We start from the raw sequence: 24,580 nt of genomic DNA on the forward strand, positions 1-24,580 counted from the left end.
GGGCGATGCTCTCCCAACTGAGCTAAGCGACCGAATTTTGTGTTACTAGCAAACCGTTCAAAGAACCATTTACTTTAAATATGGTGGTCGCTACTGGGCTTGAACCAGTGACCCTCGCCTTGTAAGGGCGATGCTCTCCCAACTGAGCTAAGCGACCGTCTTGTGGTGGCGTATTATAGGGTGGTCTGCGTGTGTGTCAACGCAAATTTTAAGGAAACTGACTGCTTGCACAAATTCTCGTCAAAATGCCTATTTAGGCCGCTGTATTGGCCAGAATGTTAGCAAATTAAGCGTATTTTGAGTGTGGCTCTTAGCTAGCGAATTTTGTTGGGTGTGGTAAAATCCGCGCCATTCAACTCGGTCAACTATTTAACTAGAGAATAAACATGACAGTTCGTACTCGCGTAGCACCTTCACCAACGGGTGACCCACATGTAGGTACCGCCTATATCGCATTATTTAACTACTGTTTTGCCAAGCAACATGGTGGCGAATTTATTCTACGTATTGAAGATACCGACCAAGCGCGTAGTTCACGCGAATCTGAACAAGCCATCTACGACAGCCTAAGCTGGATAGGTTTGAACTGGGATGAAGGCCCAGATTGTGGCGGAGCCGCTGGCCCATACCGCCAGAGCGAGCGTAGTGACATATACAAGAAATACGCTCAACAGCTTATTGATGAAGGTAAAGCGTTTTACTGTTTTGCTACGTCAGAAGAGCTTGATGAAATGCGTAAGCAGCAAATGGCAGAAGGCTTACAGCCTAAATACGATGGCCGAGGCTTAAAACTTAGCGCTGAAGAAATTGCTGCTAACCTAGCAGAAGGCAAACCTTACGTAGTGCGTATGAAAATACCTGAGTCGGGTAGCTTTAGCTTTACCGACTATTTACGTGGTGAAGTTGAGATCCCTTGGGAACAGGTAGATATGCAAGTGCTACTTAAAGCCGATGGTTTACCAACTTACTTCTTGGCTAACGTTGTAGACGATCACTTAATGGGCATTACCCACGTATTCCGCGGTGAAGAATGGTTAAACTCTGCGCCAAAACTGCTGAAGTTATATCAAGACTTGGGTTGGGAAGCGCCAGTGCTTGGTCACATGCCGTTGTTGCGTAACCCGGATAAGAGCAAGCTAAGTAAGCGTAAAAACCCAACCAGCGTAAATTACTATCGCAAGATGGGCTTCTTGCCAGAAGCAATGCTTAACTATTTAGGCCGCATGGGTTGGTCTATGCCTGATGAGCGTGAAAAATTCACCTTGGCAGAAATGATTGAGCATTTCGATATGAAGCGTGTATCGCTTGGCGGTCCAGTATTTGATGTAGAAAAACTGAAATGGTTAAACGGTTTGTGGATCCGTGAAGAGCTAAGCGATGAGCAGTTAGCTCAACGTTTAGTTGAGTGGGCTTACAACCAAGAAACCTTGATGAGCATTATTCCGCAAGCAAAAGCGCGTTTAGATGTATTAAGTGACTTAGCACCGCTTGCTGGGCACTTTGTATCGGGCATTCCAGAATATGCACCTGAGCTGCTTACCGCAGGTAAACTTGAAGAAGAGCAAGTTCGTAGTTTGTTGCAGATGTTTATTTGGCAATTAGAAGAGCAGCGTCAATGGGACAAAGACACGGTATTTGCGGTAGCTAAGCAATTATCTACTCATCTAGACGTTAAAATTCGTGATTTCTTAGAGCCTATTTTTGTGGCAGTTACTGGCAAAACCAGTTCTACCTCGGTAGTTGATGCTATGGCTATTCTTGGTTCAGACATGAGCCGAGCACGTTTACGCTTTGCACTAAGCCATATTGGCGTCAGTAAGAAGCAAGCTAAGTCGTTAGATAAAGCATATCGCGCATACAAAGCTAGCTGGTAAACCGCCGTTAATACTTAAAAAGCCAACGCTAAGCGTTGGCTTTTTTATTTCTTAGCGTAAATAGTTTGTTTATACCAATAACATGCTGCCACAAGCCGCAAGCAGTAAACCTAGTGCCAGCAAGAACTGCAATTGAAGTCTAATACTCATCGTGTTCCTATATTATGCATCAGTAGATAACTCATCTTGCATCAAGCACTGTAGCGATTACCTTGAATTGCTTCACAGTTTGTTTTTTGACCAGTGCTTATACATTAAAAACCTTCTTTAGATCTCATTTACATTGCGTTTCAATGCCAATTTTGTAACCAAATTGACACAATGGTATAACATGCTGAAAGCCTAGTTTAGAGCCAAAGTTGCTAAGCCTATTTGTAAGATGCTTATTCACAAATGACTTATTTATAAATAAAGTCTTGAGCATCTAGTATTTGGCTTTTTTTTTGCTATTGTTGTGGTTGCACTAAGCTTGATTGTGGATATTAAGCAATAAGTTATGACTGAGTGAACATGAATAAGTTTGAAGCAAGGAACGCTTTAGCACTTGGTTAAGTGAAATCAACTAAATTTGGTTTTTAGCATAAACCAATAGTGATCGTTACAAGGAGATTCGATGTCTATTAGTAGTCAGTTAGATCAAGATTCAGGTCAGCTTATTATTAGTGTGGCCGGTAGGTTTGATTATTCTTTGCACCGTGACTTTAGAGCTTGCTACGAGCATGTATCGGTAGAGGGAATTCAGCTCATTCTTGACTTAAGCAGTGCTGATTATATGGATAGTTCTGCATTAGGTATGATGTTATTGCTCAAAGAACATGCTGAAAAAAGCCAAGCTGAAGCCCTTACTATTCGTAAACCCTCACCGGCAATTTTAAAAATTTTAGAAATAGCCAACTTCGATAAACTACTTAAAATCGAAAATTAGTGTTTGAAGTTGATACGCTAAGTTTTCTTAACAAGGCGGTTAAAGGCACAGCCCTAGTGGTTGACGATACCCGCATAAATCGTTTGTTGTTGGGGAAAATACTTAGTGATATTGGCTATCAGGTGGTATTTGCTGAACATGGCCGAGAAGCGGTAGAGCTGTTTCAGCAGCAAAATATCGATATTGTGTTCATGGATGTATTGATGCCAGTAATGGATGGTTATCAAGCAACCGCCGAAATTAAACGTTTAAGTACTCAAAAATTTACCCCAGTTTTATTTGTTACCGCGCAAAATGAAGTGGATGCATTGGTTAAGTGCATTGCCTGTGGCGGAGACGACATTCTATTTAAGCCTGTTCATCAAGCGGTACTCAAAGCAAAAGCCCTTGGCTTTGAGCGTACTAGAGCTATTTACAATGAAATAAGCCGACTGCATAACCAGCTTCAAGAGGAAGAAGAGCTAGCCGAGCGAGTATTTAGTAGCGCGGTGGCTAACTCACATTGTGCCGACCAAGAACTGCTTGTATCGCTAGATAGCGCGTCTACCTTTTCCGGAGATGTTGTTTTTGCAGAGTATCGCCCAAATGGCGACATTCATGTTTTGCTGGGTGACTTTACCGGGCATGGTTTGCGAGCAGCAATAGGTGCAATGCCAGTTGCCGATATTTTTAGAGGCATGACCCGCAAAGGTTACACTGGAGAAGCCATTCTTCGGCAAATTAACCGTCGCCTGCATCGCTTATTACCCACTGGTATGTTTATGGCCGGTATATTTGTAGAGCTCTCGCTTCAGCAAAAATCTTTAACGGTTTGGAATGGCGGCATGCCAGAGCTACTTGTTTACAATACTCAACAACAGAGTATTCGTGAGCGCCTAAGATCTGAATCAATTCCTCTAGGTATTCAAAACGAAGTAGAACTCAACCTTAAAACGCTACCTTGGTTACCCTATGACCATGTGGTGTTATTAAGTGACGGGGTGACCGAAGCGCTTAGTGTTAGTGGCGAGATGTTTGGCGAACAGCGTTTAATAAATGCAATTACTGATAAGGCGAGCCATCCCTCTTTTATTGCCAGTATTCAGCATGCACTAGAAGGATTTTGTGAAGGTGCTGAGCAACTCGATGATATCAGCATGGTAGAAGTGCCCGACTTATTAAATAGGCCAAACCAACACGCAGCCGATACTTATAACGCTGGTCCACTGGCTGCAGGGCAATGGAGTTGGCAACTAGAGTTAGACGCTATCAGTCTTAAAAAATTTACGCCTATCCCCCTATTGATGACCACCTTGCAAGAGCTGTCGGTACACCAAACCGACCGCAATATTTTATTTACCGTAGTCAGTGAATTGTTTAATAACGCCTTTGAACATGGCGTATTAGGGCTAGATTCGGCGATAAAAACTTCTGCTAGTGGTTTTGAAGAGTATTATCGCCAGCGTAAACGCAGAGCCAAACAACTTACCGAAGGCTCGGTAAACATTGCGATTGAATTTGATGGAAAGCAGACTCGACAATTCACTATTCAAGTTGCTGACAGTGGCAATGGGTTTGAAGCCTCACAAGTTGCTGAAAAAAGTGCTGAACAGCAATACTCGGGCAGAGGCTTGCGTTTGGTTGAGTCTCTTTGCGAAAGCATGACGTTTAATCCGCAAGGCAACTGCGTTACTGCGGTTTACCGCTGCCAACATTAAACAAAATTCTATAAATGGTCTTGAATTGTTGGCTAAATGAGCAAGTGGCTCGTTTCTTAGTAAAAACGGTTGACACTCTAGTTCCCGCTGCTTAGAATTCTGCTCGCTTTCGGCAGATATTGTGTTGAAAGCAGTGTGATTTTGGGGCTATAGCTCAGCTGGGAGAGCGCTTGCATGGCATGCAAGAGGTCCGCGGTTCGATCCCGCGTAGCTCCACCAATTCACACCCTACCGTATATCGGGGCTATAGCTCAGCTGGGAGAGCGCTTGCATGGCATGCAAGAGGTCCGCGGTTCGATCCCGCGTAGCTCCACCAATTTTCCTTCTTATTCTGTATCGAACAACTAACAGTAGTTGTAATTTTCTGTTGCTATCTATTGTTGCTTTAAGCCGCTACTTACTACACTCAAAGTCTGATGTATTACCTTGAGTACCGCTTATGTTTATCCGCAATCTTGGTTTACCATGCTTATTGGTCGCTGGTTTAGCGGCCTTTACGACAGCCTCTTTAGCCGAACCTCTACCCACTCGAGACCAAGCTGCACAAGCTTTAGCAGCAAGTTATAACCAGCAGCAACGCCAGTTCATGATTGAGTCGGTTAATGCTACTGCCAGCGCTCAAGGAGACTTGGTTCACTACCACTTTACTTTAGCCGAACAAGGCTCTAGTGCTAAAGACATCGAACTGCTTGCCCAACAAATAAGGGCCGATATCTGCAAAGTCGACCAGCAGTCTTTGTATCGTGGGGTAAGAGTTAAACTGGTGATAAACGCTAGCAATGGAGACTCACTGTATCAAGCCATTCAAAGTGACAACGACTGCTCACGTTTGCCCTATTAACATCTCACAAAAAAAACCAAACAATACCATCGCTAAAACGGTTAATTCTTCTTAGCTAAGGAATTGACCGCTTACTTGTTTACTTATCGTCTATCCTCTTGATAAGACGTGTGAATTGAGGAGTGTTAAGTATGTCTTTTACCAATACCATCGAGTCAATGTGTCCAATTGCTCGCGGGCCCGACCATCGAAACTCACCGATCCCAATGGAAGGAAAGTGGGTGAACGCCATTGAAGTTACCGATATTTCAGGTTTATCAAATGGGGTGGGTACATGCGCGCCTCATCAGGGGGCAACCAAGGTTTCCATAAATGTTAAAAACGGCATCATTGAAGAATGCTTAATTGAAACTGTAGGCTGCTCTGGTATGACCCATTCAGCGGCAATGGCATCAGAGATCTTGACCGGGAAAACCTTGTTGGAGGCCCTGAATACCGATTTGGTCTGTGATGCAATTAATGTCGCTATGCGTTCTATTTTTGAAAATCTCGCTTATGGACGCAGTCAAACCGCGTTTTCTGAAGGGGGCCTGCCTGTTGGAGCCGGCTTAGATGATTTAGGTAAGGGCTTGCGTTCGCAAGTAGGCACAGCCTATGGCACCAAAGCGAAGGGGGCTCGTTATTTAGAACTAGCAGAAGGTTATGTTACACGTATGGCCTTAGACGAAGACAACGAAATCATCGGCTACGAGATAGTGCAAATGGGCAAAATGATGAGTGCAATTGCCGATGGTGTAGACGCGAATCAAGCCTTAAATGACAGCAAATCTCATTATGGGCGCTTCGAAGATGGCGTTCAATATGTTGATCCGCGAAAGGTATAGGGAGCAGTATCATGGCAGAATTTGAAGGAAAAGAGCGCCGAATTGAGCGGATTGAGCAAACCTTAGCCCAGTATCAAATTGAATCGTTGGAAGCGGCTCGAGAGCTGTGTCAGTCTCGCGGGTTTGACCCACATGACATTACCTTAACCACTCAACCAATTGCTTTCGAAAATGCCGCTTGGGCTTATGTATTGGGCGGAGCCATTGCAATTAAAAAGCAAGATAAAACCGCTGAGCAAGCTGCTCTCTCTATAGGTGAGGCCTTGCAAAGTTTTTGTGTGCCAGGCTCGGTAGCCGACCAACGTAAGGTGGGCTTAGGGCATGGCCAACTTGCTTCTCGCTTGCTTTCTACTCAGTCAGATTGCTTTTGCTTCTTGGCTGGCCACGAGTCTTATGCCGCTGCAGAAGGGGCGATTAAAATCTCTGAATATGCAAACCAAGTAAGAAGCAAACCGCTGCGCCTGATTCTTAACGGCCTTGGTAAAGACGCCGCCTATATGATTGCGCGTATGAACGGTTTTACTTACGTGCAAACGCAGTTTGATTATCAAACCGGCGAGCTCAATATCACTCGTGAAAAAGTGTTTGGTAAAGGCCATCGAGCCACTATCCGCTGTTATGGCACCGACGACGTGGTTGAAGGTGTGGCAGTCATGCATCACGAAGGCGTGGATATATCAATTACTGGTAACTCTACCAACGCAGCGCGTTTTCAGCATCCGGTTGCGGGCACCTACAAAAAAGAGCGCTTGTTACTGGGCAAAGAATACTTCTCTGTAGCTTCTGGCGGTGGTACTGGGCGAACCATGCACCCGGATAATGTTGGTGCAGGGCCAGCTTCCTATGGGTTAACCGATACCATGGGTAGAATGCACTGTGATGCTCAATTTGCGGGCTCTTCTTCAGTACCGGCGCATGTAGAGATGATGGGCTTAGTCGGCATGGGCAACAACCCTATGGTGGGGGCTAGTGTTGCGGTGAGTGTGGCGGTAGAGCAATCGCAGTAAACGGCAGGTTCCGCAAAAATTATATTAAAGCCACCTATTGGGTGGCTTTTTAGTGTTAGTGAACTGCTAGTAAATATTTTGTTTCGTTCGAGTGCACATAAGAAACTTGAACGCTAATAACAAAAGGCTAATCGAGCTAGTTTGGGGTATGCCATAATTGTTTGATTGATTTTAATCCCTTTTTATTGCCGCTTGCTTAGCGATAGAGTGAAGGCTGTAAAATGATAATTGGAGAATGAATGAGCGATAAAGTTGTAGAGCAAGCAATCGATAATGTCAGAAAGAAGTCTAAAGGGCACTCCACACCAGGTAACTACCGAGTAACCATAAACTTTCATCCCGATCGTTATACCACCACAGGTATCCCTTTACTGCTTGCAATCGCTCAAGATGGCTGTTTGAAATCTCAGTTTGAAACGGCAACTAGCAACGGCGGGCTTAGTGCTTATAAGGGCGGCGAGCGCTGGCTATGGGAGCAAAAGGCATTTGATGGCGCTTATAATAACGCCGATAATAGTCTTAGGCCTAAATATGGCGCACTTAACTTTCGAGAGTATCAAACAGGTGCTTCTTGCCGATTTGGCTCTGCCTATTTTGAGTTAAAGCCACAGGTACTAGAACGCACTACCTTTTGTTATCCCGACAGCTACTTTACTCCCGAAGACTTTGCTGTGTGTAGCCAGTTAGATAGTCTTATCGACAAAGCGAATGCCTCAAATGACGACTTGCTTGATGATTATATCGAAGCGCACATTCACGGAGTTCTATCGATAAAAGATGATATTGAATGTTTGGTACTTGATCCCTGTTATCACTCTAGCGTTGTTGAAGAGCATGCCTTAAAGCTAGGTGTTCCCGTTAAATGGCATAAAGGCTTTGAACTGAGTCTTGAGAGTATGAGTCTTTATCCAGATTATCGAGGACAGCGTTTTATTGAGCTAGCTAAAGAGATTGCGCAGAACGGGATTATTAACCCAAGGTTGCTAGGGCTAGCGATAACTCAACAGGCTTACGACGAACAAGACATAAAGAAAATCTGGCACTACCTTGCTAGGTTTGGGTATTCATCTACTTTAAGCATTACCTCTGCGTAGTAGTTAAACAAGCAAAAGGCTTAGCATCGCTGCTAAGCCTTTTGGTACCTATATAACTTACTCGTAATCAGAGGCATAGGTGTCTTCGTAAGAGTGCGAGTAGAACTCAAATAGGTTACCAAACGGGTCTTCTAGGTAAACCATTTGTGCTTGCTTAGAATCATCTTCTGGGTGATAACGGTGAATGTCCATGCGCACTTTACCGCCAAATTCTTCAACACGTTTGATTGCTGAATCAAACTGCTCTTTGGGTAGCTGTAAACAGAAATGGAAGATGCCAAGGCGAGAGAAGTCTACTTCGTGACGCTCATCGCGCTCTTTCATTTCAAACAGTTCCACTCCAATACCGTCAGAAGTCACAAGGTGGGCAATATTAAAACCTTTGAAGCCTTCACCAAATACTGCGATACACATGCGACCGATTGCAGATTCGCGCTCTTCAATTACTTTAGTGTTATTCATTACAATGCGAAGGCCTAGCGCTTTAGTGTAGAACTCTACCGCTTTGTCCATATCGCCAACCATGATACCTACGTGATTCATTTTCATAATTCTTCTCCAAACCTTAATTTGTAAACTGTTGCGTTGTTTTGCTTCGATGGAGAAAGTATATGCAGCTCGGCAAATTTTATGAAATTATTAAAAATTATTAATTTGATAATTTTTTGTTATCTAATTTGAAGCGGAAGACAAGCCGCGTTGTAGAGTTATTGGGGGCGAATCTAGCCGTGTTTAGCTTAGTTGAATAGCAGCTTTATCGCGGCAAACAAAATAAGCACTCTAATTGCCCAGGTCATTTGTTTTAAGTTTATCTTTTTGAGTATAAGAAAACCCAAGGCGCAACCAACTAGCAGACTAGGCAGTGCACTTAAACTGGTTTTTGCTGTTTCTATGTTGAGCAAGCCAATACTGATTAGCATAGGAACCTTGGCTACGTTAACTAAGCCTGCTACCCAGGCGCGAGTGCTTACATAACTGGTTTTACCTAGTTGTTGCTGCATCATATATAAACTTATTATTGGACCAGCAGAATTGGCGGTCATGCTAATAAAGCCGGCAAATACGCCGCTGCCAGCAGCTACCGCGGGTGTTTTCATGCATTGTGAGTTACTGCGTTCCAAGTAGATACTTAAAACCAGCATACCAAGAATGATAGAGCCAATAGCTAGGGTAAATTCGCCAGGGTCCAAATAAGAGAGCAGCAGTGCACCAAGCCCACAGCCCAACACCATAAATACCAACAAACGCAGTAGAATTCGCCATGCTATTTTGTGGCGATATACCGCCATGGTGAGAATGTCGGTGAGTAAAAACATTGGGATGAGTATCGCCAGTGCTTGCCCATCGGGATAGGCGATGAGTAACAAGGGCAAGATAAGTGCGCCCATTCCTCCAATAGAGAATTTAGAAATTCCGGTTAATAAAGCAACTAGGTGCAAGATGATGATTGTGCTATCCACTTTACCTCTTTCAATGTAAGCCATTGAGCTTGTGAATGTGCTGCGCAGAATAGCAAATGCCATGAAAGATAAATAATCACTTATTTGGATAATCTTGATTGTATTTATCTATATAGATTAAGCTGTTTGTAAGGGTATCTATATCGAGAGTGAGTATGAATCATGAGCAGCTACGCGCCTTTGTGAGTGTTGCCCAACTGGGAAGTTTTCGGGCAGCAGCGCAGCATTTAAATAAAACTCAACCTACCTTGAGCGCTTCGGTTAAAAGCTTAGAGCAGCATTTTTCTATTACACTGTTTAATCGCTCTAGTTATCGCCCCACACTTACCGCAGAAGGAGAGCGATTTTTAGTTAAAGCCAAAAGTTTGCTTAAACAAGCTAATGAGTTAGAGCTGTTAGGCCATGAGCTTGCGCAAGGCGCCGATCCGGAGCTTGCTCTCACCCTAAGCCCAATGTGCTATTTGCCACCGCTGGTAAGCAAAATAGAAGCTTTTTCAAAACACTACAGTAAGTTGCAACTTAACTTAGACTCTGGCCATTTATCGGGCATTTTAGAGGCCTTGTTAAAACAACAATCCGATCTAGCCTTGGCACCCAACATAGGCTTAGATGGCCGCTTTGATTTTGTAGAAGTAGGCAAAGTTGACATGATAACGGCAGCGGCACCACATTTGTTTGAGCAGCGCGAGCAAGTGCTTAAACAAAGCATGTTGCGTAACAAACCACATATTTTATTGGCTGATTCTGGCTCCGAGGCTCGCTCAGACAATATTAATGTGATTGCTGGCGGCCAACGCTGGTATGTTAATGATTATCATCTGAAAAAGGAGTTGCTGTTAGCGGGCTTAGGTTGGGCAAGAATGCCCGAGCATATTGTGCAGCAAGAGCTAGAGCAGGGCTTATTGGTAAGCTTGAAAGTAGAGCAATTTGCTTATAGTAGCCAAGTGCCCATTTATTTAATCAAGTTGCGTGAGCGCGCAGATAAAGAGATTGTGCGGGCGTTTTGGCAGCAATTTAGTTGAAGATGTTGGTGTAAGACAGGCAAACAAAAAGGGAGCTTAAGCTCCCTTTTTAGTCGCTTAATTCAAGTTCTCGTTAAAGAACCATCGACAAAAACTGCTGCAGCCTTGGGTGGCTAGGCTTATCGAAAAAGGCTTCTGGCGTAGCTTCTACTAAGAGCTCGCCATCTTCCATAAACAATACTCGGTCTGCCACTTCACGGGCAAAACCCATTTCGTGGGTAACTACCACCATTGTCATGCCGTCGGCAGCGAGGCCTTTCATTACATCTAATACTTCGCCTACCATTTCTGGGTCAAGCGCCGAGGTGGGCTCGTCAAACAACATAATGTTAGGTTGCATCGCCAGAGCTCGTGCAATCGCCACGCGCTGCTGCTGGCCGCCAGATAGGTGAGAAGGGTAGTTGCCCATTCTATCTGCTAAACCTACTTTAAGTAGCAAGGCTTTGGCTTCGTCTTCGGCTTGTTGTTTGGGGCGTTTGGCCACTTTAAGTGGCGCTAACATTACATTGCCTAAGGCTGTTTTGTGTGGGAACAAGTTGAAGTTTTGGAACACCATGCCTACTTCTTCACGCAGGCTATTAATGTTGGTGCCTTTAGCGTACATATCGGTACCATCAATATGAATGGTGCCGCTGCTTACGGTTTCTAGCTGGTTTAAGGTACGCAAAAACGTTGACTTACCCGAGCCAGAAGGCCCCACAATCACCACTACTTCGCCACGGTTTACCGTTGCCGATACGTCTTTTAATGCGTGGCAGCCATTGGGGTAAATTTTGTTTATGTTCTTTGCAACAATCATGTCGTTGCCTTGGTAATCTTTAGTCACTGGCAGCTAACCTCTTTTCTAAGCGTTGAATAGCCCAAGACAGGCTGCTGGTAAGTACCAAGTAAAGTAGGGCTACAGTAAACCATACTTCAAAAGGTGCAAAGCTACCGCTAACTACTTCACGACCGGCTTTGGTTAAGTCAGTAATGGATATCACTGATACCAATGAAGAATCTTTAATCAGGTTAATAAACTGGCCCGCCATTGGTGGCAAGGTTCGCTTAAAGGCCTGCGGTAAAATCACGTTCACCATGGCTTGTGGGTAGTTCATACCCAAAGAGCGGGCGGCTTCCATTTGGCCTTTAGGAATAGATTGAATACCTGAGCGGATGATTTCGGCTACGTAGGCAGCAGTAAACACCGATAAAGCAATTACACCTGCAGTAAAACGTTCTAAGTCGAATACGGTGCCAATGAAGAAGTACACAATGAAAATTTGTACCAGCAGTGGTGTGCCGCGAATAATTTCAATATAGGTGATAGACAGCTTACGTAGCGCTGGGTTGTCGGCGATACGCATTAAGCCAATCACTAAGCCAAGCAAAATGGCAAATACCAATGACCATAATGAAATTTTAATCGTAACAATTAAGCCTTCGGTGAGCGGGCCAATTCGCCACTCTTCAGAGGAGGCTAGTTGGTCGCCTTCAAATACTAGGTCACCTTCGTATACTGAGATGTTTTCAAACTCAGCGAGATTTACTAATACCTCGCCACCATCAGACACTAGTTGCAGCTGGCCTGCTGCATTACTTTCAATACTGCCGTCTTGCGGCGCAGTAATGCTGGCTGCTTCGTTATTTACGATGTAAGGAACAACACGTTGCCAGTTCCAGTTATAGTCAATTTTTTCGCCCGACAGATAAATGAGTCCGCATAGGCTAAGTAAAATGGCAACAAAAACACCATTCCACAGAATTTTGCTTGCTTGAGTTTGCATCTGAAGCTCTTTTATTAAAATTTGGTTTTACTTTACTAAGCACGCTTAAGGCGCGCTTAGTAAAGAAAAGTGGCTGCTAAGGGCAGCCACTTAAGTCTTACTATTGAACTTGTTTTAACCAAGCGTCGTCTTTAAACCACTTGTCGTAAATGCGGTCGTAGGTGCCGTCACCTTTAATTTGACGCAAGTAACCGTTCAAGAAGTTTAAGAAATCAGGATCGCCTTGGCGAACAGCCCAACCTAGTGGTTCAAAAGTGAACGGTTGATCTAGGTGAGTTAGTTGACCTTGGTTTTCTGCCGCGTAAATCGCGTTAAACGGTAAGTCGTAAATGAAGGCATCGGCTTTGCCGTTAGTCACTTCTAGTACCGCTTCAGATTGGGTTTCAAATAGGTTTACTTTAGCTTTAGGAATGTAGCGCTTAATTGCACCTTCACCAGTAGTACCTAATTTAGTTACCACAGTGTATTGGTCGCTGTTTAGGTCACGGTAGCTGGTTACTTTGCCTTCTAATTTAGGGCTAAGTAGGATTGATTGGCCAATGACTACGTATGGGTCTGCAAAGTTAACTTGCATGTTACGTTGTGGCGTAATGGTCATGCCGCCCATAATTAGGTGACACTTACCAGTAAGTAGGGTAGGAATAATGCCGTCCCAAGCGGTGTTTACTGGTACGTATTTAACGCCCATTGCACGCGCCATTTGCTTACCTAAATCAATATCAAAACCAATGAACTGGCCGTTTTTGGCCTTCATTTCAAATGGCATGTAGCCCGCATCAAAACAAGCGCGTAGCTCGCCAGATTCGGTGATTTCTTGTAGCAATGTTTGCTGAGCAAAAGCAGCACTTGATAACAGTGTTACTGCGGCAATCGCAGATTGAATGACACGTTTCATAATGGTCCTTGTTGTGTTTTTAATTCGTTATTTTTATTGAGTTCATATTCTGCACTATCCTTGCAAAACAGCGTGAACCCTTAGTGTTTCAGGGAAGTTATAGCAGAATACACTAGAAAAAAATAGCGGCGGTTTTTTGCATCTTGTTTACAAAATAAACGATGCTTTCAAGTTTAGTTAGCCGCATGGACGTCTAAATGCCCGCAAATTAAGGCTTTAGTCGTGCTGCTTGTTTAACTGTTTTATTTGTTATTAACGATAAAAAAATTTTAAGCCACAAAGAAAATCTATGGTTATCAAGGCTAAATGTAGAATATTTAGGCAGTGCTAAATGAGCAGAACGCTAAAAAATAGGTACTAACTGGTAGGGCTGTTACTTGCAGTTTTAAGCGACAGCCCCCATGCTGAGGTAAGATCTAAACTCTTGTATGGAAACAGGAATGGCTGATAGTTTTTTATTATTTGAGCCCGACGCCAGCGACATGGTGAGTCAAAAGCTCGTTCCGCTGTTCGATGATGTAATATTGCCAAAAATGTGGGATGCGAACCAACCGCCCGAGTTTAAAGCCGAAAGCTTGGTTTATTGTTATCTCAGTGATGAAAGCTTAACTACTGTCATTGGGCTTGCTGTGGAGCAACAATGGGTGGTTGCGGTATTGCCTCACCCTAAAGCAAACCATGCCCGCCGGGCTTTTAGTTTGGCTAACTCTCCAGAGAAAGCATTGGCGGAGTTTCAGCAAGCCGAAGCCACAAAAGTAGATGTGCTGCGTTGTAACCAACAAGTAGTGTTAAATCACTTAGTGGTAGGGCATAGCTTTAACCTGCGACCTGGCGGGCACAATGCCTCGTGGCGACAGCGCATTGCCCAGACTTGGCAAAATATTCGAAAAATTGGCGATATTAAACCGCAAAAACTCAGCTTAACCACTGGCAGTGACACCTGTTTAGAAACCTCGTTAGTGGGGCTAGTCATTATTGAACATGCCCAAGGCTCAATGTTATCTAAACGAATACTCACCGATACTCACTGTAACGACGGCATGTTAGAAAGCATGCTGCTAGCACCTCGCAGCATAATGGAAATGTTCCGCTTTTTAGTACTTGCTATGTTTGGCCGAGTGGTTAAAAAGCCGCGCTTTCTTAGTTTAATTAAGTCTAAATCGATACAGGTTAGCGGTGAGAGTGAACTGGAGTACTGGCACGATGGCATCCTCTCAAAAGCCAATAGCTTAACCATTGACTGCGAACACCGCGCCTTGAGTATATTGCCCTCTGCAGACATGCTCTGCCAAGACAGCGCCGCTGCAGTAAAAGAGAGCCGCAAAATTGCCAACTTGCCGGAGGGCGAGGCGATAAATGCCTTAGCAGCTAAGCCATTGCCTTGGATTGCCCATGCTGCCAAAGAAGAATTCAAAGACCTTTACCAGCTGTTACGTGACAACGCCACTACCTCGCCGGCCTTTTTAACCTTAATGGTATTATCTACGTTGTTAGCTACCATTGGCCTATATGCCAGCTCGGCACCGGTGATAATTGGTGCGATGATCTTAGCGCCGTTAATGGCGCCGATTATTTCGCTTTCTATGGCGCTTACTCGCCAAGATCCCAGTTTAATGACCGCCAGTTTAGGTACTTTGTTTACTGGCTTGTGTGTGGCCTTGGGCTTTGCTGCAAGCGCCAGCTTTATTATTCCAATGGAAGTGATTACGCCCGAAATCTCGGCGCGCCTAAGCCCCAATTTACTTGATTTAGGAGTGGCAATTATCTCCGGCATTGCCGGTGCTTATGCCCATGCGCGAATTGATGCGGCCAAAAGCTTGGCAGGCGTTGCTATTGCGGTGGCGTTGGTGCCGCCTTTAGCGGTAACTGGCATAGGCTTAGGCTGGCTTAATATTGGTGTGGCATCTGGCGCCTTTTTGTTGTTTTTAACTAACTTAGCCGGGATTGTATTTTCGGCCGCTTTAACGTTTTTGGCCTTAGGTTTTGCCCCGTTTACCCGCGCCAAAAAGGGGCTTGGCATCGCTTTAGTCGCAGTGACCCTTGTGAGTATTCCTTTGGTATTTAGCTTTAACCGCCTATCAGAAGAAGCACAAATAGTGCAGCGTCTACAAGGTAAAACCTTTAACCAGGTATTACTGCGAACAGTGCGCGCCCAAAGCACCGTGCCGCTCACTTTACATTTGCAGTTGGTTAGTGAACATTCACTAAACGACCAACAATTAGATGGGCTTAAAGCGCGCATTGAACAAGAGCTTGGGCGTAGCTTCCAGTTAGAAGCTTCAATCATTATTCGGCGTTAATGTCTTTTGTTATTGCTCTGAATATATTTCTAAAAAGGCTATAAGTGATACAACATATAGCCTCTTTCTTACTCCTACTTATAAAGCGCCTAAAGGTTGGTTGGTCAAACTGGTTTTACTATTAACAAGGCCATTGCAATTTACCTTGAACATAAAATCAAAATAAGCCTTGAATTACAGTTATGATATAACGTAACATTTGTCGGCGGGTTATTTTTAACCAAGTAAAACAAAATGTGAGCAAATTTATGATGCAAATTGATAGCGTTATTCAACATGCCGAGCAACACTGCAAGCAACGAGGTGTTCGCTTAACCACCAAACGCAAACAGGTGTTATCTGGCTTGGTGCAGTCAAACAAAGCGCTCTCTGCTTATGAACTCACCGATTATTGTAAGCAACTATTCGACCAAAGCATTCCTGCCATGTCGGTGTATCGCATCCTTGATTTTCTAGAAACCGAGCACCTTGTGCACAAACTTAGCTTGGCCAATAAATATGTCGCTTGTGCGCATATTTGCTGCAGCCATAGCCATGGGGTACCGCAATTTTTGATATGCGGTAAGTGCAGCAAAGTAAAAGAAATCAGCATCGCAGCTTCAACCATTAATGAGCTAAAACAAAATGCTGAGCAGGCTGGTTTTACCTTAGTTAGCCAGCAACTGGAAATGAACTGCCTATGCGAAGACTGTATTCAGCAAGCGGCTTAATTTAATCAACATTTAAAACAAGGAAAGTTAATGAAAGTCACTCAAGCAATCGGCGATAAGTTCGCCATCGGTTTATCATTTGCGTGCGCCATTCATTGTTTGGTGTTACCTCTGTTGTTTGTCTTAGTTCCCAGCATGGTTGCGCTACCTTTACACAACGAGGCTTTTCACCTTTGGATGGTCGTAGCGGTTATACCCATTAGTGCTTATGCACTCACCATGGGGTGTAAACAACACAAACGAACCAAAGTGCTGCTATGGGGTATTGCAGGTTTGGCTCTATTGATTTTGGCAGTCGCCCTTGGTGAAGACCGTATTGGGGAAATTGGCGAAAAATCGCTTACCTTGTTAGGCGCAACGTTAGTAGCTGTTGGCCACTGGATGAACTATCGTTTGTGTCACCAGCATGATCACAACAATTGCGATTGCCCAGAGCATTAAGTCTTTCAGCTTTTTTAACCTGTATTACTTGTTTAGCCCCATCATTAAACCAAGTCTTAAACTTAAAGGCTTGGTTGAGTTAGTCTAGTAATCAACGTTCTTTCCTCAGTTAAGTAATGCTATAACCAATACTTAGTTTTTGCAGCAATGCTTACCTTATTAATTAATTGGAACACAAACCATGAGCAGTAAGCGCCAGCCCATTAGCGCCGTACCAACTAATATCATCACTGGCTTTTTAGGTGTAGGTAAAACTTCAGCTATTTTGCAGCTAATGCGCAATAAACCAGAAAACGAACGCTGGGCGGTACTCGTAAATGAGTTTGGCGAAATTGGTATAGATGGCGCCTTACTACAAGGCCAACATCAGCAGCAACAAGTGTATATTCGTGAAGTACCAGGAGGCTGCATGTGCTGCGCTGCGGGCTTGCCAATGCAAATCGCATTAAATCAATTGTTAAGTGAATCAACCCCAGACAGGCTACTCATCGAACCTACCGGATTAGGTCATCCCAAAGAAGTGTTACAAGTGCTCTCATCCAAGTATTACCAACAAGTGTTAGCACTAAACAAAACCATAACCTTAGTGGATGCCAGAAACCTTAGTGATGCCCGTTACACTAACCACGAAACTTTCAACCAACAAATCGCAATAGCCGATACAGTGATAGGCAATAAGTTAGACCTTTATCAAACAGATGAGCAGCAACAGCTACGTGAATATGTTGCTCAACACGGGCGCAAAGGTGCGCAAGTTCTGTTTAGCAAAAACGGCCAGATGGACATTAGCTGCCTGCAAGGCGTTACGGCGGGTAGCTATGCACCTGATGAACATCATCATCATGGGCACGATAAACCTCTAGCTTCCGAGCAAGTTATTCCAGAGAGTGGTTACTTAAAAGCCAGCAACCAAGGCGAAGGGTTTAACAGTATAGGATGGCGTTTTTCACCTAATAAAGTATTCGACCGCGAGAAGCTGTGTTTGCTGCTATTAAGCTTAAAAGTAGAGCGCATTAAAGCCGTATTTATCACTAGCAGCGGCGTATTTGGCTACAACTACACCAGCGATGGTCTAAGCGAAGCTGAGCTAGATGACTGCCTAGAAAGCCGCATAGAAGTGATCGCAGATCAGCTAGATGATGGTTTAGAAGCAAGGTTGCTTGAGTGTTTGTTAGAGTAGGTAAGGGGGGGCGAAGTTTAGCTATGCTAGGATACTATTCTTACATTCCTAGTTTAGTTGTTTGAAAGTAAATGTTACATCCTTGCATCCTTAAGTGATAAAAAAATTAATTGCTTGATAGTTTTAAATATATATCTATTATTTATGGCCTTTCGCTGGCCATATACAAGGATGTGTAATGAAGTTGATGAGTCAACTGCTACCAGGTTTTTTGCTTTTTTTATTTAGTTTATATCACTATCAAAGGAGCAACCTTCCAATTCCTAGCTTTAATCAACTCGAGCTTCATCAAGGTAAGGTTTTATCTACTCGTAAATCAAATTCAATTGGAAAGAAGAGCAGTTGTAGTTTTGGGGTGAAGCTAGACTCAGACACGTCAAACTACCTTAGTTTACCGTGCTTTAAAGGTTATAAAGAGGTACTTTCCTTGGTTGGAAAAAGTGCTGAGATAAGAACCCACTCCACAGAAATGTGGGGAGTTTTTTATGATGTAGAAGTTTGGGATGTAGTGGTTTCTGGAAAACATTACTATAAATATGCTAATAGAAGCTATAATCAGGCTACTTCTCGTTTGTGGGTGATTATATCAAATTTCGCTTTGTGGGCAGGATATATATATTGGCTGTATAAGAATAGAGAGTCTTCGGTAGGCCGGCTAAAAAAAGGCATTATTTTTAATTAAAACCCCTTTTTATTCATGCTTTGAAATATAACTACTCAGTAGTTTTTACTTTTCGTGAAGCGTTAAGAATGAATAAAGCATCATGAATAAATTGAGTTTAAAGCAAATGCCAATTCGTTGATTGGAGCTTATACTCAAAAGCCATTTACTTGGAAAGTGAAGCCTATTTGTGAAGTTTTACAGAATTATGTTTAACTGCTGTACCTTCTCTACAAATGCAACGGCACCATTTGTCGCCAGTAACGTCCGCGGTGGGCGCGGCCTTGCCATTCAATCATTCGATGATTTAAGCCTTTGTGATTAAGGATATGGCTTAGGGTGTGGTTATTTTGCAGGAAGGGATCTTGATTACCAATAATGAACAGTAAATCGGTATTGGCTAGCTCGGCTAAACGTTGAGGGCAGTTTAGGTTTACTAGGTAGTGGGTAGGTGTGTGAAAATAGACGTTGTCGTTATAAAAGCCTTCGAACAAATCACTGAAAGATTCAACCTGCCAAGTAAGGTCGAAACGGCCCGAAAAAGCTGCCAGCTTGTTAAACAAGTGAGGGTGGCGAAATACAATGTTGGCGGCGTGATAAGCACCTAAGGAGCATCCGTGAGAGATGGTGCAAGGGTGGTCATTTTTCTGCGCCATTAAGGGCAGTACTTCGCGCAGAATGTAGTCTTCGTATTGCTGGTGGCGCTGAATACGCCCAGCAGGGTGGGCCCAAAAACAATACATGCTTTCTATATCGATGCTATCTACACAATATAATTGCAGCTGTCCGGCATTTATTTTGTGAGCGATTGAGTTAACTAGCCCTAGGTTCTCGTATTCATAAAAACGCCCGCCGCGAGTAGGAAATACCAGCACTTTAGCCCCTGCGTGACCAAATACCAACAGCTCCATATCGCGATGTAAATTGGGGCTCCACCAACGATGATATTCTCTATTCATGCTTAGTGAGCTCACCAAAAAATGTAGCCAATTGTTGATTAACCTGTTGATGCTGCTGTTGTTGCTCTGGGTAGTCGAAATGGCCTGCTTTTAGCACTGTAAGTTGTTTAGGCTTAGGAGCGTTATTGTAGGCCGAAAACTGCCCAGGTGGCGCGACAAAAGGGTCAAATAAAGCCAAGGCCCAATGGCTAGGGCAGCTTAAGTACGTGGCTGCGGTGGCTGAGTCAAAATAGCGTAATGTACTTAATGCGAGTTTGGGTTGCTGTTGGTAAAAGTCTTGTAATGCTTTGCCACTGCCGTGGGTAGCCAGCTTTAAACGCAGCGCTACATTACCAAAAGTGGGCACATGAAAATGAGCTCGCTGAATGCGTGGGTCAAAGGCGCTAGCAAATATGCCCAGTCCGCCACCAAAGCTGCTGCCCATTAGGCCTATTTTATTAGTAACTTGTGGAAATAGGCGTAACAGGGCGCTAACTCCACACCATAAATCTTGAACACAACCGCCAATAATGTAGCGCTCTTTATCTTGAATGTTGTGCAGTACGTGCCACATGGGGTTGTCTGAAATAGGTGCTTTGGCACTTAAGCCAATGCCCCGTGAGCAGGGCATTAACACTGCTGTGTTATAAAGCGATACTGGGCAGTCTACTTGTTCGATACCACCATAACCATGGGCACTAATGATTGCTTGTTTTACTACACCCGAGTGGGGAAGTAGCAGCCAGCCGCCGCAACGCATTTGCTTAGTGGAGTTGTAATAGCACTTAAAAATGCGCCAGTTGGGAGTGTTTTGGTGGCAATCTTGAATAGCGACGTCGGGCCTAATTTGCAGGGCATGCTGATATTTGTTTTGCCAAAAGCTTTTAAAACCTCTGGGTCGATCATCGGGATGCAGCGCTTTAAGTTGGCTTAAGGTGTATCCGTAGTCTGGCTCAAACTCAAAATCATGTTTAAGTTTGCTGGGCATATTTCGCTATCTTCGTTTAGGTTTATGAAAACTATAACGCTTTTATGTTACAGGTTTCTAATGTTAAATATTTTTGTCAGTGTGGTCGAATCAGTCGCTATTAAAAAATGCTAAACAACAGGCTTTAGTCAATACGGCTAAGCGGTATAGAATGATTCTCACTTAGGCATCTCTGATTTAACAAATAAGGATTGATTGTGGTTGAAGACTTTTCTTCTATTTGGCAACGAGCCGCGGAGCGTAAAGGTGGCGATGCTGCGTTACAACATTTACTCACTACCCCTTTAAGTAGTGAACATTTAGCTGGCATTAGTGATGACCGCTGGTTGTCGGCCATGACTAAAACCATATTTCAGTCTGGCTTTGTGTGGCGAGTGGTAGAAAATAAGTGGCCAGATTTTGAGCGGGCCTTTTTCGACTTTGACCCAGAAAAAATGCTGATGCTGGACGACAGCCATATTGAACGTTTATGTAACGATGCCAGCATTATTCGTAATCGCCAAAAAATCATCACCGTGCCACATAACGCCCAGATGATTTTAGACCTTGCCAGCGAGCATGGCAGCTTTGCCAAGTTTGTTGCGCAGTGGCCTTGTGATGACATTGTAGGTTTATGGTTACTTCTTAAGAAGCAAGGAGCGCGCCTTGGTGGTAACTCTGCCTCTTATACCTTGCGTCGCATGGGTAAAGATACCTTTATGTTGTCGAATGATGTGGTGGCTTACTTGGTTAACCGAGGGGTGATTAATAAAGCGCCTACCAGTATTAAAGGGCTAAAAGCAGTGCAAGAGGTGTTTAATAGTTGGCAGTTACAAAGCAGTTTACCTTTAGCAGCTATTAGCCAAACCGTGGCCTATTCTATCGGTGAAAACAACTTATAGAGCCTAGGGCAATTTGCTGCTGACAGAATCAACACAAACTCTGCTGAACTAAGCGCTTTGCCATCAGTCTATTGGTTTTTGTGGGTAATAGGCTTTCAGGGATGGCAAAGCGTAGCAACAGCTTTTGGAATTCGGCGCTGGTAGTTTCTACCTTGGCGCATGTGGGGCTGATATATGTATTGTTGAATCACTTGTATCATACTCGCGAGAGTAAGCCAGCCAAGGCCTCTCGCCCGATTATTCAAGCCAGTTTATACAAAACACCAAGGCTGGCGTTGACTACGCAGCAAGAAGCTAAGCAAATCCAAACACTTGAAGCCCCTAAAGATGGCAACTTGTTGGTAGAACCTAAACGGCACTCGAGTAAAGTTACCGATAAACCAAGTAATCGGCAAAGCGACTCTGGCAGTCAGCTACCTGCTAACAAGCCTAGCAGTGCAGAGCCAGCAGAAAGCCCCACAGCAAACTTAAAACCAACTGAACGGGACGATATAGTCACCCAAGCCTTTAAAAGTAAAAGTGTTGTTCAAGCGCCAGTTCCACGAACTGCTCCCCCGCAACAGCCGCGCTCAGCAGCGTCATATCTAGAACGTTACCAACAGCGGCAACTGGACAAACTTGCCACGCAGCGGGCTAAGCGCTTTGAGCAACAAAAAAACGCTCCGGCTACAGCTAATCCCAAAAAGCACAAATCCAGCTTGAGCGCAGAGCAGCAGTTTAAGCATAGCCTAGAAGTTAAGGTGGATTGCAGCAACTCGGCTAAGCGTGCTGCGACTATCGCCGCGGGTTTATTTGGCGGCACTTTACGTTGTGAGCCTGAAGCCGAGTTACAGCAGTTCCTCGATGCAAAGCGCCAACAAATGTTTGATGAAGAGCAGAAAAGGCCGTTGCGCTCGGTAGTGATTGAGCCCTAGACGTTCTTAGCGGCGCAGCAGTATTTCCTTAAAGGCATGGTCTAGCTCTTTGTAGCGAAAGTTAAAGCCTTCTCCGCTTAGCCGTTTCGGCAGCACCTTTTGCCCGCCAGTAATTAAGCTGGCCATTTCGCCCATTGCGGTATTTAACACCCAAGCTGGTGCCCGAAATAAGCATGGGCGTTTAAGTTGCTTACTTAGCGCTTGGCTAAATTGTTGGTTAGTGACTGGGTTAGGAGAGGTTAAGTTGTAAGCGCCATGGCATTGCTGATTGTTGAGCAGAAATATAATGGCGTCTACCATGTCACTAATGTGGATCCACGACATTTGCTGTTGGCCATCGGCCACTGGGCCGCCTAAACCTAAACGAAAGGCTGGCAACATTTTTGCCAATGCCCCACCTTCTATGCCAATTACCACGCCAGTGCGCAAAACACATACGCGGGTATGCTCGTTAGCCGCTTTTAATGCGATTTGCTCCCAGGTTTTGCATACTTGATGGGGGAAGGAGTCGTCTTCTATGATGCTGGTTTCGTCTAAGGCTTGTTGGCCTTGCTCGCCGTAATAACCAATGGCACTGCCACTGATAAAGGTTTCTGGTGCTTGCTCACTTTGTTTAAATAGCTCTACTAGGCGCTCGGTGAGTGCCCAGCGGCTATCGCAAATACGCTTCTTTTGTTGTTCGGTCCAACGTTTGTTGGCGATGGGTTCGCCTGCTAGGTTAATAACGGCATCGTATTCGTTAAGGTTATTGAGATCTTTAAGAGAAGGAATGGCCAGTAAGTTATGCCCTAGCTTTTGATAGGCGCGAATAGGGTTGCGTGACAATATCGTCAGTTCATGACTAAATTGTAAATGTTTTACTAAGCGGCTGCCGATGAAGCCAGTTCCACCGGTAAGTAGTATTTTCATAATGTTGAGCAGTCCTTGTCAGGGCTAGCCATGTTACTCTTTGATTTAGTTAACAATAGCAGAGATTTATAGGATGGAAAGCAAGATGAAGACGGTTTTGATTACCGGGGTTGGTCGGCGTTTAGGTTTTTTTCTTGTGCATCAGTTTGTTGGCTTAGGTTATCGGGTTATTGGTCAATATCGAAGTGAGCGCGCCGAACTAGCTGAGCTAAGAGACTTAGGGGTTACATTAGTACAAGCCGATTTTAGCCAACGCACTCAGCTATTAGGCTTTGTGGAGCAGCTACCACAGCTTTGCGACAGCTTGGACGTACTCATACATAACGCTTCGTTATTTGTTTGCGATGAGCCAAATCACAGCCCTGCCGAGCAAGCTGAGTTCTTTGATGCAATGTATGCAGTGCACATGTTAGCCCCCAAGCTAATTAACGAGACTATGCATAGTGCATTATGTAGGGCCAAAGGTTGCGTAGTAATGATGACCGACATTTATGCTCAACAACCACATTCTAAATTTCGCTCTTACTGCGCTTCTAAAGCGGGCTTAGCTAATATGCTAAAAGCTTATGCTAGCCATTGGGCACCAGAGGTGAGAGTAAATGGCGTAGAGCCAGGGCCGATGTTATTTTTGGATGAGCATGATCAACAACATCGTGAGCGGGTACTGGTGCAAACCCCCTTAGCTAAAGAAGGCGGCATAGCGCCGGTTTGGCAAACCATTGAGTTGCTGATTAACAATGAGTTCCTAACTGGATGCTCGATTAAAGTGGATGGTGGTAGGTCGCTTACCCAGTGGTAGGCATTGTTGTGGGCTTAGTTGCAGGTTTATATCTAGCGCTTGAGGAAGCGTTTTTGCTGCGGTGGTAAATAGTTGCAGTTGGAGCGCGAGCAAAAAAGGGTCGATCGCTAAATAGGCAAGGGCAGCTTGCTGCTCTACCGGCCCAATTAAATCTATGTCTAAGCTTCGGTCTTTAGCGCTAGATAGTGGATCGTTGCGATTGCGACCGTGCCTAGCTTCAAGTTGATTAAAAAACTGTTTAAGTTGGCTGGGGCTTTGCTTCGATTCAAACCAGCCTAGGGCATTCACAAATTTATGTTCAGTTTTAATATCAAAAGGTGTGGTTTCGATAAACGAACTAATGGTAAGTGTATGCAAGCGTTCACTAAGTTGGCATAGCGCAGCAGGAAGGTGCTCGAGTGGCCGAATGTTGCTCCCAAGGCTGCATAAGTAAAACATCTGGTTACTCCCGTTT

Annotated in this window: 25 protein-coding genes and 3 tRNA genes; 18 read left to right on the top strand and 10 right to left on the bottom strand. The window is 44.3% G+C overall.

Annotation, left to right across the window (positions count from 1 at the left end; all coding sequences use genetic code 11):
- Positions 1 to 81: 81 nt before the first annotated feature.
- Positions 82 to 157, bottom strand: a tRNA-Val gene (locus ACYFDN_RS12500).
- Between the two features lie 229 nt (positions 158 to 386).
- Here ACYFDN_RS12500 and gltX point away from each other — a divergent pair.
- The 9 genes from gltX to ACYFDN_RS12545 all read left to right on the top strand — a co-directional run bounded on the left by gltX (position 387) and on the right by ACYFDN_RS12545 (position 8,262).
- On the top strand, positions 387 to 1,874 hold the full coding sequence (gene gltX / locus ACYFDN_RS12505) for a glutamate--tRNA ligase (RefSeq protein ID WP_406609145.1): 1,488 nt from the start codon (positions 387 to 389) through the stop codon (positions 1,872 to 1,874).
- A 613-nt stretch (positions 1,875 to 2,487) separates the two neighbouring features.
- Positions 2,488 to 2,799: an STAS domain-containing protein gene (locus ACYFDN_RS12510; protein WP_016403941.1), complete on the top strand. Its 312-nt coding sequence runs from the start codon at positions 2,488 to 2,490 to the stop codon at positions 2,797 to 2,799.
- A complete protein-coding gene (locus ACYFDN_RS12515; protein WP_483511380.1) occupies positions 2,799 to 4,496 on the top strand; it encodes a SpoIIE family protein phosphatase in 1,698 nt (565 codons plus the stop codon). The genes ACYFDN_RS12510 and ACYFDN_RS12515 overlap by 1 nt, the downstream gene beginning before the upstream one ends.
- A 143-nt stretch (positions 4,497 to 4,639) precedes the next feature.
- A tRNA-Ala gene (locus tag ACYFDN_RS12520) sits at positions 4,640 to 4,715 on the top strand.
- 21 nt (positions 4,716 to 4,736) lie between these two features.
- Positions 4,737 to 4,812 (top strand) — tRNA-Ala (locus ACYFDN_RS12525).
- Positions 4,813 to 4,935: 123 nt separating this feature from the next.
- The gene (locus ACYFDN_RS12530; RefSeq protein ID WP_483511381.1) at positions 4,936 to 5,337 is read left to right on the top strand and encodes a hypothetical protein; all 402 of its coding nucleotides are present in this window, start codon (positions 4,936 to 4,938) and stop codon (positions 5,335 to 5,337) included.
- 131 nt (positions 5,338 to 5,468) lie between these two features.
- Positions 5,469 to 6,161 (top strand): iron-sulfur cluster assembly scaffold protein, encoded by a 693-nt coding sequence (locus ACYFDN_RS12535; RefSeq protein WP_221076469.1) that lies wholly within the window; start codon positions 5,469 to 5,471, stop codon positions 6,159 to 6,161.
- Between the two features lie 11 nt (positions 6,162 to 6,172).
- Entirely contained in the window at positions 6,173 to 7,168 is a 996-nt protein-coding gene (locus ACYFDN_RS12540) for a GGGtGRT protein (protein ID WP_152779619.1), read from the top strand.
- A gap of 239 nt (positions 7,169 to 7,407) precedes the next feature.
- A complete protein-coding gene (locus tag ACYFDN_RS12545) occupies positions 7,408 to 8,262 on the top strand; it encodes a DUF3626 domain-containing protein (RefSeq protein ID WP_483511383.1) in 855 nt (284 codons plus the stop codon).
- 57 nt (positions 8,263 to 8,319) lie between these two features.
- On the opposite strand, the gene ACYFDN_RS12550 is transcribed toward ACYFDN_RS12545, so the two are convergent.
- Both ACYFDN_RS12550 and ACYFDN_RS12555 read right to left on the bottom strand, forming a co-directional pair.
- On the bottom strand, positions 8,320 to 8,811 hold the full coding sequence (locus ACYFDN_RS12550; protein ID WP_152779615.1) for a VOC family protein: 492 nt from the start codon (positions 8,809 to 8,811) through the stop codon (positions 8,320 to 8,322).
- Between the two features lie 188 nt (positions 8,812 to 8,999).
- Complete coding sequence (locus ACYFDN_RS12555; RefSeq protein WP_249483604.1) at positions 9,000 to 9,722, bottom strand: sulfite exporter TauE/SafE family protein; 723 nt, start codon at positions 9,720 to 9,722, stop codon at positions 9,000 to 9,002.
- 155 nt (positions 9,723 to 9,877) lie between these two features.
- Here ACYFDN_RS12555 and ACYFDN_RS12560 point away from each other — a divergent pair, with 155 nt between their 5' ends.
- A complete protein-coding gene (locus tag ACYFDN_RS12560) occupies positions 9,878 to 10,744 on the top strand; it encodes a LysR family transcriptional regulator (RefSeq protein ID WP_483511385.1) in 867 nt (288 codons plus the stop codon).
- 73 nt (positions 10,745 to 10,817) lie between these two features.
- On the opposite strand, the gene ACYFDN_RS12565 is transcribed toward ACYFDN_RS12560, so the two are convergent.
- The 3 genes from ACYFDN_RS12565 to ACYFDN_RS12575 all read right to left on the bottom strand — a co-directional run bounded on the left by ACYFDN_RS12565 (position 10,818) and on the right by ACYFDN_RS12575 (position 13,405).
- Positions 10,818 to 11,543: an amino acid ABC transporter ATP-binding protein gene (locus ACYFDN_RS12565; RefSeq protein WP_040307693.1), complete on the bottom strand. Its 726-nt coding sequence runs from the start codon at positions 11,541 to 11,543 to the stop codon at positions 10,818 to 10,820.
- Between the two features lie 19 nt (positions 11,544 to 11,562).
- Positions 11,563 to 12,510 (bottom strand): amino acid ABC transporter permease, encoded by a 948-nt coding sequence (locus tag ACYFDN_RS12570; protein WP_152779609.1) that lies wholly within the window; start codon positions 12,508 to 12,510, stop codon positions 11,563 to 11,565.
- 100 nt (positions 12,511 to 12,610) lie between these two features.
- Complete coding sequence (locus ACYFDN_RS12575; protein ID WP_016403930.1) at positions 12,611 to 13,405, bottom strand: transporter substrate-binding domain-containing protein; 795 nt, start codon at positions 13,403 to 13,405, stop codon at positions 12,611 to 12,613.
- 440 nt (positions 13,406 to 13,845) lie between these two features.
- On the opposite strand from ACYFDN_RS12575, the gene ACYFDN_RS12580 reads away from it, so the two are divergent.
- The 5 genes from ACYFDN_RS12580 (at position 13,846) to ACYFDN_RS12600 (ending at position 18,718) form a co-directional block, all read left to right on the top strand.
- Complete coding sequence (locus ACYFDN_RS12580; protein WP_483511387.1) at positions 13,846 to 15,705, top strand: TIGR00341 family protein; 1,860 nt, start codon at positions 13,846 to 13,848, stop codon at positions 15,703 to 15,705.
- 236 nt (positions 15,706 to 15,941) lie between these two features.
- On the top strand, positions 15,942 to 16,415 hold the full coding sequence (locus tag ACYFDN_RS12585; protein WP_406609139.1) for a Fur family transcriptional regulator: 474 nt from the start codon (positions 15,942 to 15,944) through the stop codon (positions 16,413 to 16,415).
- A gap of 30 nt (positions 16,416 to 16,445) precedes the next feature.
- Positions 16,446 to 16,856: a MerC domain-containing protein gene (locus tag ACYFDN_RS12590; protein WP_406609138.1), complete on the top strand. Its 411-nt coding sequence runs from the start codon at positions 16,446 to 16,448 to the stop codon at positions 16,854 to 16,856.
- 181 nt (positions 16,857 to 17,037) lie between these two features.
- Positions 17,038 to 18,036: a CobW family GTP-binding protein gene (locus ACYFDN_RS12595; protein ID WP_338621854.1), complete on the top strand. Its 999-nt coding sequence runs from the start codon at positions 17,038 to 17,040 to the stop codon at positions 18,034 to 18,036.
- 178 nt (positions 18,037 to 18,214) lie between these two features.
- A complete protein-coding gene (locus ACYFDN_RS12600; RefSeq protein ID WP_483511388.1) occupies positions 18,215 to 18,718 on the top strand; it encodes a hypothetical protein in 504 nt (167 codons plus the stop codon).
- Between the two features lie 209 nt (positions 18,719 to 18,927).
- Here ACYFDN_RS12600 and ACYFDN_RS12605 read toward each other — a convergent pair whose 3' ends face one another.
- Positions 18,928 to 19,656 carry an esterase family protein gene (locus ACYFDN_RS12605; RefSeq protein ID WP_406609136.1) on the bottom strand — a complete coding sequence of 243 codons (729 nt, stop codon included), beginning with the start codon at positions 19,654 to 19,656 and terminating at the stop codon, positions 18,928 to 18,930.
- Positions 19,649 to 20,623: an acetylxylan esterase gene (locus tag ACYFDN_RS12610; RefSeq protein ID WP_483511390.1), complete on the bottom strand. Its 975-nt coding sequence runs from the start codon at positions 20,621 to 20,623 to the stop codon at positions 19,649 to 19,651. The genes ACYFDN_RS12605 and ACYFDN_RS12610 overlap by 8 nt, the downstream gene beginning before the upstream one ends.
- Positions 20,624 to 20,820: 197 nt before the next feature.
- Between ACYFDN_RS12610 and ACYFDN_RS12615 the strand changes: the two genes are divergently transcribed.
- Both ACYFDN_RS12615 and ACYFDN_RS12620 read left to right on the top strand, forming a co-directional pair.
- Positions 20,821 to 21,504, top strand: coding sequence for a DNA-3-methyladenine glycosylase I (locus tag ACYFDN_RS12615; RefSeq protein ID WP_016403920.1), 684 nt, complete (start codon positions 20,821 to 20,823; stop codon positions 21,502 to 21,504).
- A 101-nt stretch (positions 21,505 to 21,605) separates the two neighbouring features.
- Positions 21,606 to 22,418, top strand: coding sequence for a hypothetical protein (locus tag ACYFDN_RS12620; protein ID WP_483511391.1), 813 nt, complete (start codon positions 21,606 to 21,608; stop codon positions 22,416 to 22,418).
- A 6-nt stretch (positions 22,419 to 22,424) separates the two neighbouring features.
- Here the strand turns inward: ACYFDN_RS12620 and ACYFDN_RS12625 are convergent, their stop codons facing one another.
- Entirely contained in the window at positions 22,425 to 23,327 is a 903-nt protein-coding gene (locus ACYFDN_RS12625; RefSeq protein ID WP_472590430.1) for a TIGR01777 family oxidoreductase, read from the bottom strand.
- Positions 23,328 to 23,412: 85 nt separating this feature from the next.
- Between ACYFDN_RS12625 and ACYFDN_RS12630 the strand changes: the two genes are divergently transcribed.
- Positions 23,413 to 24,126: an SDR family NAD(P)-dependent oxidoreductase gene (locus ACYFDN_RS12630; protein WP_483511392.1), complete on the top strand. Its 714-nt coding sequence runs from the start codon at positions 23,413 to 23,415 to the stop codon at positions 24,124 to 24,126.
- Here the strand turns inward: ACYFDN_RS12630 and ACYFDN_RS12635 are convergent.
- Positions 24,073 to 24,564: a 2-amino-4-hydroxy-6-hydroxymethyldihydropteridine diphosphokinase gene (locus ACYFDN_RS12635; RefSeq protein ID WP_483511393.1), complete on the bottom strand. Its 492-nt coding sequence runs from the start codon at positions 24,562 to 24,564 to the stop codon at positions 24,073 to 24,075. The genes ACYFDN_RS12630 and ACYFDN_RS12635 overlap by 54 nt on opposite strands.
- Positions 24,565 to 24,580: the final 16 nt, after the last annotated feature.

The sequence above is a fragment of the Agarivorans sp. D1326 genome, assembly GCF_056958115.1.